Genomic DNA, 15,742 nt, shown 5'->3' with positions numbered 1-15,742 from the left:
GTTATCGCCTCCATTCATATAGAATGTCCGGCAGTCCTTCTTCGTTTTCTGCATCGCCGCCAATCGCAACAAAACCATGTCGCTCATAGAATTGCTGAGCTCGAATGTTGTTTTCGAACGTTCGTAAACTCAGGCGTCCTGACGACTGCTGTTTCGCCATTGCCAAAAGCTGGCTGCCGATCCCCATTGACTGAAACTTTCGATGGACATAAAGCTGATTGATTTCACTGTCACTAATGGCAACAAAAGCTACCGATAGACGCGTCTCGTTGCTTAGCGCCACATAGATTTTATGCGTTTCAGGTAAGATGTGATTGAGGAAAAATGCTTGTGATTCAAAGGTATGTACCGGGGGGATACCAATCGCCTCCTGCATTGAATCTCGCCACAAAGACACGACATCATGAGTGTGGCCTGGCTTAAAAGTTGTCACTTCAAAGCGCTGTGTGGTTTGCGTCGTCTCCATTCGCTCTCGCAGTCCCTTTAACTATTCCATTCCCCCTACCTTAACGATTTAATCGCCAAAAACAAAAGGGCCAGTCGATTGACTGGCCCTTTCTGTTATCTGCATCAGCATTACTTCAGTTTATAGAACACCGTAGCTAATGGTGGCAGACTGAGGTACAAGGATTGAGGCTGACTTTCACTCTCAACCTCTTCTGTCACCACACTCTGTTTCACCTCATAACCACTGCCGTTATAGCGCTGGTCGTCCGTATTAAGCAGCAGTTCATATTCACCAGCCAATGGTACACCTAATCGGAACTGATCGTGAGGAACAGGGGTAAAGTTGGTGATAACCAGGATACGCTCACCATTATCGCTTAAACGTTCGTGGGCAAGAATCGAAGACTCAGCAGCATCCTGCAAACGCCATTCAAAACCTCGTGGCTCGCAATCCAGTTCATGCATCGCGCGTTCAGAGGTGTAGAGCTTATTGAGATCTCGAGTTAGCGCTTTCACACCTTGGTGGCGTTCAAACTCCAGCAGGAACCATTGTAGCTGATCGTCATGATTCCACTCCGCCGTCTGACCAATTTCAGCCCCCATAAAATTGAGCTTCTTACCTGGCTGAGCGTACATGTAACCAAGGTAAGCACGTAAATTAGCCGTCTGCTGCCACTCATCGCCCGGCATCTTATTGTGAATTGAACCCTTGCCGTACACCACTTCATCATGTGAGAGAGATAACACGTAGTTTTCACTGTGTGCATACACCAGTGGGAAAGTGATGGTGTCATGATGGTACTTACGGTGGACAGGATCTTCCTGAATGTATTGCAATGAATCGTGCATCCAGCCCATATTCCACTTAAAACCAAAGCCTAGGCCACCCATAAAGGTAGGGGCTGAAACCCCTGGGAATGCCGTCGATTCTTCAGCAATGGTCATCGCATTCGGGAAGTATTTGTACACTTCCTCATTCATCCATTTCAGAGTCGCGATGGCATCGTAGTTTTCGTTGCCACCATCGACATTTGGAATCCACTGGTCGTGACTACGCGAGTAATCGAGGTACAACATGGATGCGACCGCATCGACTCGAATACCATCAATATGGAATTGTTCAAACCAGTACAGAGCATTGGATACTAAGAAGCGGCGTACGTGCTCACGGCCTAAGTCGTAAATGTAGGAATTCCAGTCCTGATGCCAGCCTCGGCGTGGATCAGGGTCATGGAAAAGCGGTGTTCCATCGAAATTAGCCAGCCCGTGATCGTCGGAAGGGAAATGAGCTGGAACCCAGTCCAGCACCACACCAATTTCAGCTTGGTGACACTGGTCGACGAAATATTTAAAGTCATCCGGCGAACCAAATCGACTCGTTGGTGCAAACAACCCAACAGGCTGATAACCCCAAGAGCCGTAGAAAGGATGCTCAGAGACTGGCATCAACTCAACATGGGTATAACCCATATCCACCAGATAAGGAATAAGCTGATCAGCCAATTCACGGTAGTTCAAGAAATCGCCATTATCATTGCGACGCCATGAGCCCGCGTGAAGCTCATAAAAAGACAACGCTTCCTTACGCTTTTCCGTGACTGGTCGGCTTTGCCACTGATTATCCTGCCAGTCGTAGCGAGAGTGATCATAAGTCACCGAGGCAAAGGAAGGGTATTGTTCTGCATACGCTCCCCAAGGGTCTGCCTTATGCGGCAGTCCTTCACCATTTGGCCCTTTCAGCTCAAATTTATACTGAGTCCCTTCTTCCAGACCTGGAATGAAAATGCCCCAGATACCGTAATCGAGACGCTGCATCGGTGTGCGTCGGCCGTCCCACTGGTTAAACTCACCGACTAAGCTACAAGCTGAAGCATGGGGTGCATAAACGAGGAAACGAATGCCCGAAATCTGCTTGCCATCGCGCTCAAGCGTAACAAATTGCGACCCCATATGATGGTACATATCTTTAGGCGTATGCAGGTCATCGTACTCTGCGTAGATAGTGTGATACTGATATGGGTCATCGATCAGTTGCTCTTCGCCTCCCCAGTGAACAGCTAACTGATAGTGAGTAAATTTCAGATCGCGTTGTTGCTGCATGATAAAGCCAGACGCATCTTCGCGTACCAGCTCAACACGTTCTTCTCCTTCAATCACCAGCTCTACTTTGTCGGCACCGGGCATCCATACCCGAAGAGCACCGTGTTCCGGATCTAAGAAAGGCCCAATAAACGAAAATGGATCCGCATACGACGCATGTGAAAGTTGGTTATACACTCTGGTTTTTTTGTCTAGTGTTGCCGCTTTCAAGTTATTCTCTCCCTAACCTAACTTTCTAAAAAATCCCGAAAGTCTGCTTACTTTTGAGGTGGATAATTGCGGACAGGAACGCTGGTTGATAAGCGTTAAAATCGAGGCGCAACGTAAACAGCTTCTAGTTTTATAAAACAAAGCCCGCTAATGATTGCGGGCTTAATATAGCGTTCTGAAAGTTTACCGAATTCCGGTTTCACATAGAGTGATAGAGTCGATATTTTTCTATGTTATTCGAGATAAGATCCTGTTATTTACTGACCTTAGCACGCACTTCTGTCAACTTATGCGCAATGCGATTCACCCCTTCCTGAGCAAATACTTCATCTAGATTCATCGACAGTTTACGACGCCAGTTTGGATACTCCTCAACGGTGCCAGGAATGTTGACTGGCTTGTCCATTTCTAGCCAATCTTCTAGCTGAACACTGAGCAGAGTGGAAGAACCCGCAGCAACGTGCAATTGCAGCGCTTCTGCAAGATACGAATCCATTGGAACGTATTGAGCATCACGCCCTACGCCTTCTGGCAGATAACCATGCCATGCCACAGAGTCTAAAATGCCCTGCTTACATTCAAGACGATCAGCAAACAGGCCTTTTAACTGCTCTGGATCTGGGTACAGACCCAGCTCTTCGCCCATCTTTAAGTCGTCACAGTGCCAGAAGCCACGTAAAGTCGGCATATCATGCGTACATAGCGCAGACATAGATTGCTCCGCGTAGTGCGCTGGTGAAATAAAGCCACCATCTTCCTCAGACGTTTCGAAGAAGAATACCTTGTAAGAATGCACACCTGCTTCACGCAGAATTTCGACAATCTCGTCTGGCACAGTACCTAGGTCTTCACCGATCACGCTACATTGATGGCGATGAGATTCCAGCGCAAGAATTGCTAGCATATCTTCAACTGGGTAGTAGATGTACGCGCCTTTCGTTGCGTTTTCACCTTTCGGAATCCACCAAAGTCGTAGCAAACCAAGAACGTGGTCAATGCGCAGCGCACCACAATGCTTCATATTGGCGCGTAACAATTTGATGTACGCATCATAACTGGTTTCCTGAAGCACTTGAGGGTTCAATGGCGGCAGACCCCAGTTTTGACCCAACGGGCCAAGAATATCTGGCGGTGCACCAATGCTGGCATCCATCACAAGGTTACCGTCATCTGCCCAAGTTTCCGCACCTGAGTCAGCGACACCAACCGCTAAATCACGGTATAGGCCAACGGACATGCCTTTCTCTTCAGCTAACGCCTGAGCTTCATTAATTTGGATATCCGCTACCCACTGTAGGTACATGTAAAGGTGTACTTGGTCGTGGTTCTGTTCAATAAACTTCTGAACCGCTGTATTTTCAAAACGACGGTACTCATCAGGGAACACAGGCCAACCCCAGACGTTGGAATCTTCAGCGTGCAGAGAAGCATGCAGAGCATCAAACGCTGCTTGATGCATCAGGCTGTCACCGCCTTCCTCCACAAACGCAAGGAACGCTTGAGCGCGCTCAGTGTTCTTGTCTAAGTGGCGCTTTTTGAATTCACTGAACAGCAATGGTAATACGCTCAGCTTGAGATCCGCCACTTCGGTGTAATTGACCCAATGCGATTCGCGAGCTTTTTGCAGACGTTGCTGGAATTCCGCGCTGCCGACACGTTGCTGAGCTTCAATACTCAATGCAAACTCAGGAACAGAACTGACATCAATGTACATGATGTTCAACCAACGGCGTGAAGACGGGCTGTAAGGGCTCGCCCCTTCTGGGTTCGCTGGGAATAGAGAATGAATCGGGTTCAAACCAACAAAATCACCGCCACGGGACGCAATATCAGCCACCAACTGTTTCAGATCACCGAAGTCACCGATACCCCAGTTGTGCTGAGTGCGTAAGGTGTAAAGCTGAACACTCGGGCCCCACATTTTTTTACCACTGTCGATCTCGTCTTGCTTGAAACAAGATCTCGGCGTGACAATCAGAGTCATCTCATAAGGGGACTTACGACGCTTACGAGTGATGGTTAGCTTGTGGTAACCCCACGCTAAATCACTCGGCAATGCAAACACTAAAGGGCCACCCTCTTTACGCTCATCACGAACGATTTGAGACTGAAGATAGCCTTCAAGTACCTCTCCCTGCTCGGTATCTAAACGCCAGCTGAACTCGCTTTCACGAGCGCTAGCACCAAGATTTAGTGCCACTTCAACCGGATCACCATCACGTACTACCAGTACCGGATCCAGGACATCCTTCTTGTGTTTTTTCTCTGCCGATTGCAGAAGAGTTTCATCATTTGTCGTGTCGTAGCCTAAAGACGCCAGTAGGTAACGAATCGTTTCATCGTCAACTTTTGCCTCATCTCCCCACGCGCTAACGTAGCTGTCGACAATTTTTGCCATTTCAGCGACTTGTTTTAATGCGTTTTGTTCTTTCATCGCTCTCTCCGAAGGACTGAATACCTTCAACATGTAGGGTTTTTATTAATATGTAATTAAGAGAGCCAAGGCTTTGCAGCCTTGGCTTTATTGTTAGGAATTAGCGTTTAACGCTTTCTAATTTCCAGATGTTATTGACGTAATCTCGAATAGAGCGGTCGGAGCTGAACTTGCCAACTAATGCCGTATTCAGAATCGCTTTCTTCGCCCAACCCGCTTGGTCACGGTATTGCTTATCCATGTCTTCGTGCGCCTTCACATAAGATGCAAAGTCGGCCAGACATAGGTACGGGTCACCACCATCAAGTAGGCTATCGTATGTTGCACGCAGTTTACCTGGTTCACCCGGAGTGAATTCTTCACCTAGCAATAGCTCCAGAGACGCTTTCAGTAGTGGGTCTGCGTGGTAGTAATCAAATGGGTTGTAACCTTGTGCTCGTAACGCTTCAACACCATCAACTTCTAGACCGAAGATGTAGATGTTGTCGTCGCCGACTTCTTCACGGATTTCAACGTTTGCACCATCCATAGTACCGATAGTCAGTGCACCGTTTAGAGCCATCTTCATGTTACCTGTACCTGACGCTTCTTTACCCGCAGTAGAGATTTGCTCTGATACGTCAGCAGCAGGAATGATGATCTCTGCCATGCTCACACGATAGTCAGGGATAAACACAACTTTTAGCTTGTTGCCGATACGAGGATCGTTGTTCACCTTCTCAGCAATCTTGTTGATCGCATAGATGATCTCTTTCGCTAAGTGGTAACCTGGTGCCGCTTTAGCTGCGAAGAACACAACACGTGGCGCCATATCGAAATCAGGATCGTTCAATAGACGGTGGTAAAGTGACAGAATGTGCAGCATGTTTAGGTGTTGACGCTTGTACTCGTGCAGACGCTTGATCTGAACATCGAAAATCGCGTTGGTATCAAGTTCGATACCCATGTTTTCAGACACCCAGTCCGCAAGACGCTGTTTGTTCTCTTTCTTCACAGCCATGAATTCTTTCTGGAACTTCGCGTCATCCGCAAACTTAGCGATTTGCTCTAGCTGTTCCAGTTTTGCTGGCCATTCTGTACCAATCTTTTCTGAAATCAGTGCAGACAGACCTGGGTTACAGAATTTCAGCCAACGGCGTGGCGTGATACCGTTAGTCACGTTGTGCAGACGAGTTGGATACAGTTCATCAAACTCAGGGAACAAGTCACGTTTAACCAGTTCAGAGTGCAGCGCAGCTACACCATTCACCGCGTAGGAACCGATCACACACAAGTTCGCCATACGCACCATACGGTGGAAACCTTCTTGGATAATCGATAGCTTTTGCTGTTTAGCGACATCACCCGGCCACTTCTGACGTACTTCCTGCAGGAACAGGTGGTTGATGTGGTAAATGATTTCCATATGACGAGGAAGCAGACGTTGAATCAGAGACTCACTCCACGTTTCCAATGCTTCTGGAAGCAATGTGTGGTTGGTGTAAGCAAACGTCTTTGAGCTAATATCCCAGGCTTCATCCCAACCTAAACCTTTTTCATCGATCAGGATACGCATCAGTTCAGGAATCGCGATAGTCGGATGAGTATCGTTTAGCTGAATGGTTTCGTATTTTGGAAGCGATGCCAGTGTGTGGCCAGCTTCTTCGTGGCGACGAAGAATGTCACGTACCGATGCTGCTGAGTGGAAGTACTGCTGCATCAAACGCAGCGTTTTGCCTTTCTCGTGGTTGTCGTTCGGGTATAGAACTTTAGTGATGTTGCCTGCATCGATTAACGAGTGCTGAGCTTCGAAGTAGTCACCATTGTTAAAGCTCGCTAATGAGAATGGCGCAATAGCCTGACATTCCCAAAGGCGCAGTGGGTAAACCGTATCAGATTCATAACCCACAATTGGCAAATCCCATGGCATTGCTTTTACAGACATGCCTGGAACCCAACGACGCTTCTCTTTGCCGTCCTCATGGTAAACTTCAACGTGACCGTAAAAACCAATTTCCTGAGCTAGCTCAGGACGTGCAACTTCCCACGGATAGCCTTCAACACCACGCCATGCGTCTGGCGCTTCTTGCTGATGACCTTCTTGGAACGACTGTTTAAACAGGCCGTACTCATAGTGAAGACCGTAACCTACGGTTGGGAATTCTTGTGCCGCTAGAGAGTCCATGAAACACGCAGCCAGACGACCCAGACCGCCATTACCCAGTGACGGGTCACGCTCTTCTTCAAGCAGGTCTGTTAAATTTTGCCCCATCTCTTCCATTGCTGCTGTGATTTGCTCGTACAAACCAAGGCTGATCAAGTTGTTGCCTGTCAAACGGCCAATCAAGAACTCAAGAGATAAGTAGTTAACGCTTTTTGCGTTAAGGATTTTGTCATCCTGCTCCGTTTGCAGCATATCAAACGTAGTCAGCTCAGCCAGAGCTCGGCCCATTGCCAGATACCAAGCGCGGCTGTCAGCTTTTTCAACCGTCGTAGCGTACGTCGCGGTCAGATGCTTCTTGACGCTTTCCTGGAATGACGCCTTATCAAAATTTTTCTGTTGCGTAGGTTTCATTAGAGAAATCTCACTTATTGGGTTTAATCCATCTGAGACATATCGTGCATTGACACGACAACCAAAACATCCTCCCAAATACACGGCTTATTAGGAGGAGGATGAAGGGCGTAGAGGGCGTATGACCAGAGGCTCAGTGATCTAACTCTCAAATCAATTGGGCTCACACCTAAGCTCTGGTGATAAAGATCACACCATCAACGGATTTCACCTTAACGCTGATGTATGAATGTTAGGTGTCTGGATTCTCAATAAAATAATCAATATGTTCATCTGATCACATATTGAGCGGAAGATTTACGCAACTTTCATTGTTTTTGGTGCAGAAGGAGCGATAACTCTCACTTATAAAATCAACATAAAGTGACAAACATCACAAATAAAGGGCGTAGAGGCAGGCAAAGTGTGAAATACGCGAAAATCTGGTGGTTGATCAATAACTGTCGCTATTGTTCTCAAGTAACATCCCTGTCATTAGGTCTGATTGACTAAGTTTTAATCAACACACTCCGAGTAGAATCTGGATTCGAGAGTGTTTAAGAACAGGGAAAAGAAGATGTGGATTCCTTCGAAATTAACCCGTCCGGGACGTTTACACAACGCAATTGTCCGCCCAAGAGTTCTCGATTTATTACAGCAAGCCCCCTGCTATAAACTGGTCCTATTCCGCTCGCCAGCGGGTTACGGGAAGACGACTATGGCCTCGCAATGGCTGGCTGATAAAGCCAATGCGGGCTGGTACAGTATTGATGAAAGCGACAACGATTCGTTCCGCTTTATCAACTACCTGCTACAGGCATTGAATAAAGCTACACATAACGCTTGTCCAAATTCTCAGAAGCTGGCTGAAAAGCGCCAGTTCTCTTCACTTCACTCCCTTTTCAGCGAAGTGTTTGCCGAGTTCGCCAATTTTCATCAAGAGTGTTATCTGGTCCTGGATGACTACCATCTTATCTCTAACGATGATATCCATGAGGCGATTCGCTTTTTCCTCAAACACATGCCAGACAACCTAACTCTAGTTGTCACCAGTCGTGCGACACCGCCGCTCGGTACGGCTAACTTACGTGTTCGCGATCTGATGATCGAGATTGGTGACGAATTACTGGCATTCGATACAGAAGAAACCACCCGCTTCTTTAATCAGCGAGTCGCAGATGGGATTGATGATACGACTGCTGACAACTTAAGAAACTATGTCGAAGGCTGGCCTTCAGCATTGCAACTGATCGCGCTTCAGGCTCAACACCAGCACAAAACACTGGCTCAATCCGCCGAGTCATTCTCTCAGTTTAATCATGCCCATCTTTGGGATTATCTGGTGGAAGAGGTGTTTGACCTACTGGATGCAGAAACACGCCTGTTCCTGCTGCAATGTTCTGTTCTCGATCACTTCAACGATGTGTTGGTTTCTACTCTGACAAAACGTGATGATGCGCTTAGCATGATTGAGTCACTCAATCGCTACGGCCTATTCATCCACCCACTTGAAGGCGAACAGAACTGGTATCGCTTCCACAACCTGTTTGCTGAATTCTTATCCCATGAGCGCTCGGCACGTATTCCTCAGCAAGAGCAAGAACTGCATCAAACCGCTGCCAAGGCGTGGTTGAATTTATCTTCTCCACATCAGGCGCTTCGTCACGCACAAAAAGCGGGGAACCGTCAGCTTACTGCAGACATCTTGAGCCAATATGGCTGGAAAATGTTTAACGGTGGTGAGTTACAAACGGTAGAAAAAGCGATCAACACCCTCGCCCCTGAGCAGCTCTATAGTGAGCCAAAATTGTGCATGCTTCAGGCATGGTTAGCGCAAAGTCAGCACAGATATAATGATGTTGGCGATCTGCTATCCAAAGCGGATGAGCAAATGAAAGCGCTCAATGTAACGCTGAGCACTAAAGAACAGGGCGAATTTAACGCTTTACGTGCGCAGGTAGCCATTAACCAAAATGAACCGGAAAAAGCGCTCGAGCTCGCTGAGTTATCTCTAGGACAACTTGATAGCACGGTTTACCGAAGCCGTATCGTAGCAACGTCCGTTGTTGGTGAAGTAAACCATGTGCTAGGTCATCTTAGCCGCGCATTGCCTATGATGCAGCAGACCGAAAAGCTGGCACGTCAGTATCAGGTTTACCATCAGGCGTTATGGGCGATGCTTCAGCAAAGCGAAATTCTAATTGCCCAAGGTTATGTCCAAGCAGCCTTTGAAGTGCAGGAAAATGCCTTCAAGCTGATCGAAGAACAGCAGCTGCAGCAAGTTCCAATGCATGAGTTTCTGCTACGTATTCGTGCACAGATTTTCTGGTGCTGGAATCGTCTTGATGAAGCTGAGGAATGCGCCTATAAAGGCTTGGATGTACTGGGCAATCACAGCCCAAGTAAGCACCTACATAGCTACTCTATGCTGGCACGCATCGCTATTGGCCGTGGTGAGCTGGACAAAGCCAACAAGTTCATTGAGCAAATTGTTCACCTACAGAAGCAGTCTACCTACCATGTTGACTGGACGGCTAACGCTTCGTTGTCTCTGATTCTGTTCTGGCAGGCACGAGGCGATATGGAAGCCATCCAACATTGGCTGGAAACCACACCTCGCCCAGAAAAAGCGTGTAACCACTTTACTCAACTGCAGTGGCGTAACATCTCCCGTGCACAGATCAATCTAGGTATGTTTGATGAAGCGGCTGAAACGCTTAAATTCCTTCAAGAGCAAGCGAATCAAAACAGTCTGGTCACGGACAATAACCGCAACCTGATTGTTGAAGCTGTACTGGCGACCACACAGCAAGATGAAGAGCGCGCTAAGTTACTGCTCAAACAAGCACTGGAACTGACAAATCAGACGGGTATTTTGGGTAACTTCCTCGTTGAAGGCGGCAAGATCGGTCATATTCTCGAAAAGCTGGTCAACAAAAATGAGTTGGGTGATCTTGAACGCCATCGCGCTCAGCAGCTGCTCAAAGATATCTCGACAACTCAACGTAGCCGCTCGGTTCACTTTGATGAAGAATTTGTTGAGAAGCTGGTTAACCACCCGAATATTCCAGAGCTGGTGCGCACCAGTCCACTAACTCAACGTGAATGGCAGGTACTTGGCCTGATCTATTCTGGCTTTAGTAACGAGCAAATTGCTCAGGAGTTGGATGTGGCGGGCACCACGATCAAAACTCATATTCGTAACCTGTACCAGAAGCTCAATATCGCTAACCGAAAAGAGGCGATAAAAACAGCAGAAAACCTACTGCAATTAATGGGTTACTGACACTAGACCCTCAATCTCAGCAAAAAGCCCTGACTATCAGGGCTTTTTTACATCTGCTCAACGCCAGAAGCGTGCATCAGCTTCAAATGCCGCTGTAATGCCGCAAAGCTCTGCTCCCGAAACCATCGATGGGCAGGATCTTTTTGATACTGACTGTGCCACAGCAGATAGTAACTATGCTTGGGCAAGTCGAAGGGCAATGGTTTTACAACATAGTCAAACCGATTGGAGAAATAGCCCGCCAGATGCAAAGGCGCGGTAACCAGCGCATCACTCTGACAGACCAATTCCATTGCCGCAGTAAACGATGGCACTCTGGCGATCACCTTACGGCGAATCTGGCGCTGTTCAAACTGCTCGCCCACATACTGACGCATCTCTCGCATACCATGCACCATCACGTGAGAAGCATTAAAATAATCATCCATTTCAAGGCTAGCCTGAGCCAGCGAATGACTACCAGACATCAGCACCACATATTCGTCTTCAAGCAATTTTTTGCCGTAGATATTCTCAGGAAAGTAGTCGAGTGTGGTCGCCAGTACATCAATCGGGCTGTCACCGAGAACGCTGACATTCTGATCTTGCCACAGCTCTCCATTTACCCCTGCGTTTGGCGCCAATTTGAATAGTTCAGAAGACACCAGAGGCACACTCGATTCAGACAGAAATGCAGTGTAGGCCAGTCTAAACTCTCGCTGACAAGCATGAGGCGAAAACTCTTCCGCCGCATAAAGCTCATCTAATGCCCCAATCAACTCAGGCAGTTGAGCGAGCAACTGCTGGCCTTTAGCACTGACCACAAACTGTTTGCCTTCCCGAATCAAAATCGGGTCGTCAAAGGCCGTCCTTATCTGGCTCAAGGTTCGGCTCATCGCAGACTGGGTGACGTTGAGCTGCAGTGCCGCCTCGGTCAAGCTACGAGTTTGGAGCAGTACCAGCAATGGGCGCAGCAGTTTGTAGTTATTCATATCACCTTCTTAGCATCACAAAATTTTAAGCATCCAAACATCGCAGCCATTGTGCAAGGTACCTTCTAGCGGTGCAGTGAGGTGTTCGAATTCCAAGCTTTCGTAGAGACGCACCGCCGCAGACATATTGGATAAAGTGTCCAGATAGCAACGCTCAAAACCTTGTTGCTTAGCAAATTCTAAACAGGCCAACGACAAGGTTTTCCCCAAGCCAAGCCCTCTACTCTCTTTGAGTAAAAAGAGCTTCTTCAATTCACACGTTTGCTCATCTTGCCCAAAAGGCGCAACACCACAACCGCCAACCACCTTGTCATCCAGGAGCGCAACTAAGTACAAGCTTCGGTTCCGTTCATGATAATGCTGACTCATATTGTCGACCTCAGCATCAGACGGCCCAAACCCTTCTCCCACAGCACCATACTCTTTGCCGACCTGCTTGATTATCTGGCAGATCGCTGCATCGTGTTGCGCTGTGATAGGCACTATACGAAGGTTTTCTTGGCTCATAGTCATCTCTCTTCAATATCATCTTGAACAGCTAATAAGGTAAAGCCAATCAAGAATGAATTAAAATCACTTTAAATCATATTCACCATGATAAAAAGTCATCATTTGAGACTGGGAAATCCCTTCCCATCTCTTAGGGTTTACATTGTAAATTAATCTGAATTACAGCTTTTCTCACTAGGATTAATTATCTAACAGCAACGACAACTGGAACCAAGTCACATTCTGACGCTATCAAATCGAGGCTTTGGTCAGCCTGTTCTTGCACTCTCCCATAAGCCTGCCAGAATGAAAATCATCAGTATAATGAATGAGATAATAAGTAATGGCTTGGTTGAGAAAACGGCTTCTTCCTGCTGCAATTGTGGCAGCAGTTACCCCTTTAAGTTCGGCTTACGCCGATATCGGCGATACCCCAGTGATCGGTGGGCTATTTAACTCAACAGAAGTACTGAAAAATCAAATCACCTCGTCATTGTCCTACTCCACGCGCTTTGCTCGTGACATGACCCTGTTTACCATTGGCGGTCTCACTCTAGAGACCTACCTACTGACATTACCACTTGATGCAAGCACGAAAAGCCGGGTCATGACACAGCTTGCCGATCCGACGTATTCCATTCCTCTCGGCTATTTTCTTTATCAGTTCTACGATCGCTACACAGGAATAAGCAGTGACGATGAATTTAAAACCTACCTGCAAACTGTGTATGACAAACAAGCTCTGAAAGGCTTTGAGCACTCGCTCTTTGCTCTAGAGGAGAAAGCCAAAAAAAAGCCTAAGCAACACGCTAAAGATCAGGCTCACCACGAAGGCATCCAAATTAATGGTCAGTTTATGGCGGCTATGGTGACCGTATATGACGCTTTGGTTCAGATTGGCGAATGGCAAGATATGGATCGACTGCCTGAGCAATACACATATCTGACCAAGTCACCTGAGGATTTAGCACTGGTCGCCAAAATTCAACCTATCGTGGTTGGCATCATGCAACAAGCCGCCTCGGGGATGGAAGAGAGCGACATGAAACAGGCCATACTCGGCATTGTGGCCGATGGTGCAGCCGACAGAGCCAGCGAACCGAATAACAAAGCACAAGCGTTAACCATTACCTTAATTGATTTTGTGCGTCTCAATGTGCTGAAAGCCTATCGTCAGTTTGTCTATCAGGATGAGAGACAAGAACGCCTCAATGACTGGCTACAAAACGCGTTTGATGATCACCCTCAACAAGCAATTGAGTTTCTCGAGTCACAGCAGAACCGCCGCTTTGCTGTTCAGATAACGGTCGACGGGTTGCAACAAGGGTTAATCGAAGGGTTGGTTGATCCAGATAAGCCTTTTCTCTCCCACGCTTACCAACAACATCTTAAGAGTACTGAGCTCGGCAGCCCTGTCGCAACAAGCAGCCCAGAACACGTTCAATCCATGCGTTTTCTTCAGGTTCTATCAGAACAAACGTATCGTGACCCTTATTACTTACCGTTCTTCAAACGGCTTTACCAAAACCATATCGACTCCATTGCTCGGGTCGGAATATCTTCCACACCGACGATCAGCGTAAGAAACCTGCCTATCATCAAAACAGGGGCAAAAGTCTCTGGCGAACAGGGAACAGGAATCCCGAATTTCCACTTTGTCGACCGAAACGAAGACAGAGCCTATTACTTCTTTGGTAATGATGCCCTTCAACTCGATCGCTTAATGCAGGCCAATCAGGTTCAGACGATGTTTGACCGACTGGTTCACCTGAAAACGCTTAACTGTAACGCCCAATACGACTGGAATGCTCACACCAGTTACGACGGTCTGGTTAACCTTGGCGCAGGCGAAGCACTGCGTGACTTTGGTGAGAAACGTTGCTTGAGAGAACTGAATGAAAGAGCCGAAGTGGAAAACGTGCTAACGAAGCAGCGTCAGTCCCTCATCGATAACATTCAAAGCTATCAACAGATACCGCTATGGGACTTCTACACTAAGCTGACCCGCAAATGGAAGATTGAACAGGACATCGCTACTTATGCAGAGCTTGATGGGCAAGGGATGCCAGATTACGCTCTGATCTACAATCCGTGGCCGGATCATTTTGCTCACTTTGTTGGCCCTTTTAGCGATGAAATCATTATGCCAACAGGTGAACTTAACCGTCTCGATTACTGGATACGTCAAATTGAACAAGCGTACAAGGACGCCGGTATTTACCAGCAGACACTTTTGGGAATGGCGGGGGACCATGGTTTATCTCCGGTCTACTACACCTTAAATCCGGAGAAAGCGATCTTTGAGCCACTTTCGGAATCACTCGACTACCCTCTAGTGATCAAGAAAATCTCATCTGATGAAGGCGAAGGACCAAAGATCACCAATGCATTAAATTATCCGAGTAACAAAGGTGTTGATGTGGTGGTAGCCTCTACCGCTGGCGGTAACTTCATGATGGATATGTTTAATTCGCAATCGGGTTGGCAAACACAACCTGTCTATTCGGAGCTGACCAACTGGACACCGGTCAATGCACCACAAGGGGAAAAGCTGGACATCATTGCAGAGTCAGTAGAAAAGCTTTCAGATAGTCTCGACTACTTGGTCGTCAGAGAATCAACCTGCGATGAGACAGAGTGTCAGGTACGTTTGGTCGCTCAGCGTGACGGCAAACGAATCGATGAGCTCATCATCAAACAAGGAGAGCGCTATTTCTACAAAGCCAATTGCAAAACAGCGTTACTGGAAGTCAACAAACTCAACCCTTATCTGCCTTCACCAAATCAAGCAAAGCTTGAGAAGTTTGCTCAGTTGATCAATCAATGTGTCAACCGAGCAGACATCGACAACCCACAAAGCTGGTGTGATGAAATGCAATGGCGCGAACTGACTCAGTTTACGCCTAGGCCTGATTCAGTGGTACAACTCGCTAAGCTTTACGCCGAACCGCGAGCAGGTACAGTGAATTTGTTCCCTCGGGAAGGCATTGGCTACAATACGAAAGTTCCGGGCCGTCACGCAGGCGAAAGCTATTTGGAGAAGGACGCCTTTATCGGATTTTGGGGCGCTCCAATTGGCAAACAAGCTACGCCACTGAGTAGTGAGGAGAACGGCTCTCTGGCTCCGACTCTGTATCAATACCTGACCGGAGATGACGTCAAAGCCGGAGAAAATGGCTGGGGATATCCATCATTGCTTAGCAAACTCGATATTCACTAAGCCTCCTTCAATAACAGAAAGCAATAACAAAAAAGCGCCTTACGGCGCTTTT

The 15,742-nt window shown here is 47.4% G+C and carries 8 protein-coding genes; 2 read left to right on the top strand and 6 right to left on the bottom strand.

The annotated features are described in order from the left end of the window. Position 1: 1 nt before the first annotated feature. The 4 genes from FIU99_RS22200 to FIU99_RS22185 all read right to left on the bottom strand — a co-directional run bounded on the left by FIU99_RS22200 (position 2) and on the right by FIU99_RS22185 (position 7,745). A complete protein-coding gene (locus tag FIU99_RS22200) occupies positions 2-466 on the bottom strand; it encodes a GNAT family N-acetyltransferase (RefSeq protein WP_006961806.1) in 465 nt (154 codons plus the stop codon). Between the two features lie 110 nt (positions 467-576). Beyond that, positions 577-2,757, bottom strand: a complete 2,181-nt coding sequence (glgB, locus tag FIU99_RS22195) for a 1,4-alpha-glucan branching protein GlgB (protein WP_006961807.1) — start codon at positions 2,755-2,757, stop codon at positions 577-579. A 253-nt stretch (positions 2,758-3,010) separates the two neighbouring features. Further along, entirely contained in the window at positions 3,011-5,191 is a 2,181-nt protein-coding gene (malQ, locus tag FIU99_RS22190) for a 4-alpha-glucanotransferase (protein WP_006961811.1), read from the bottom strand. 100 nt (positions 5,192-5,291) lie between these two features. Further along, positions 5,292-7,745 carry a glycogen/starch/alpha-glucan phosphorylase gene (locus FIU99_RS22185; protein WP_006961812.1) on the bottom strand — a complete coding sequence of 818 codons (2,454 nt, stop codon included), beginning with the start codon at positions 7,743-7,745 and terminating at the stop codon, positions 5,292-5,294. 556 nt (positions 7,746-8,301) lie between these two features. On the opposite strand from FIU99_RS22185, the gene malT reads away from it, so the two are divergent. Continuing rightward, entirely contained in the window at positions 8,302-11,010 is a 2,709-nt protein-coding gene (gene malT / locus FIU99_RS22180) for an HTH-type transcriptional regulator MalT (RefSeq protein ID WP_039952207.1), read from the top strand. Positions 11,011-11,057: 47 nt separating this feature from the next. Here the strand turns inward: malT and FIU99_RS22175 are convergent, their stop codons facing one another. Both FIU99_RS22175 and FIU99_RS22170 read right to left on the bottom strand, forming a co-directional pair. Continuing rightward, positions 11,058-11,981, bottom strand: a complete 924-nt coding sequence (locus FIU99_RS22175) for a LysR family transcriptional regulator (protein ID WP_006961815.1) — start codon at positions 11,979-11,981, stop codon at positions 11,058-11,060. 15 nt (positions 11,982-11,996) lie between these two features. Next, positions 11,997-12,494: a GNAT family N-acetyltransferase gene (locus tag FIU99_RS22170; protein WP_039952209.1), complete on the bottom strand. Its 498-nt coding sequence runs from the start codon at positions 12,492-12,494 to the stop codon at positions 11,997-11,999. Between the two features lie 319 nt (positions 12,495-12,813). Between FIU99_RS22170 and FIU99_RS22165 the strand changes: the two genes are divergently transcribed. Continuing rightward, positions 12,814-15,690, top strand: a complete 2,877-nt coding sequence (locus FIU99_RS22165) for an alkaline phosphatase family protein (protein ID WP_006961818.1) — start codon at positions 12,814-12,816, stop codon at positions 15,688-15,690. Positions 15,691-15,742: the final 52 nt, after the last annotated feature.

It is taken from the genome of Vibrio sp. THAF64, from assembly GCF_009363455.1.
Classification (GTDB): Bacteria; Pseudomonadota; Gammaproteobacteria; order Enterobacterales; family Vibrionaceae; genus Vibrio; species Vibrio coralliilyticus.
The sequence above is the reverse complement of the archived record's forward strand: the minus strand, read 5'-3'. Positions and strand labels throughout refer to the sequence as shown.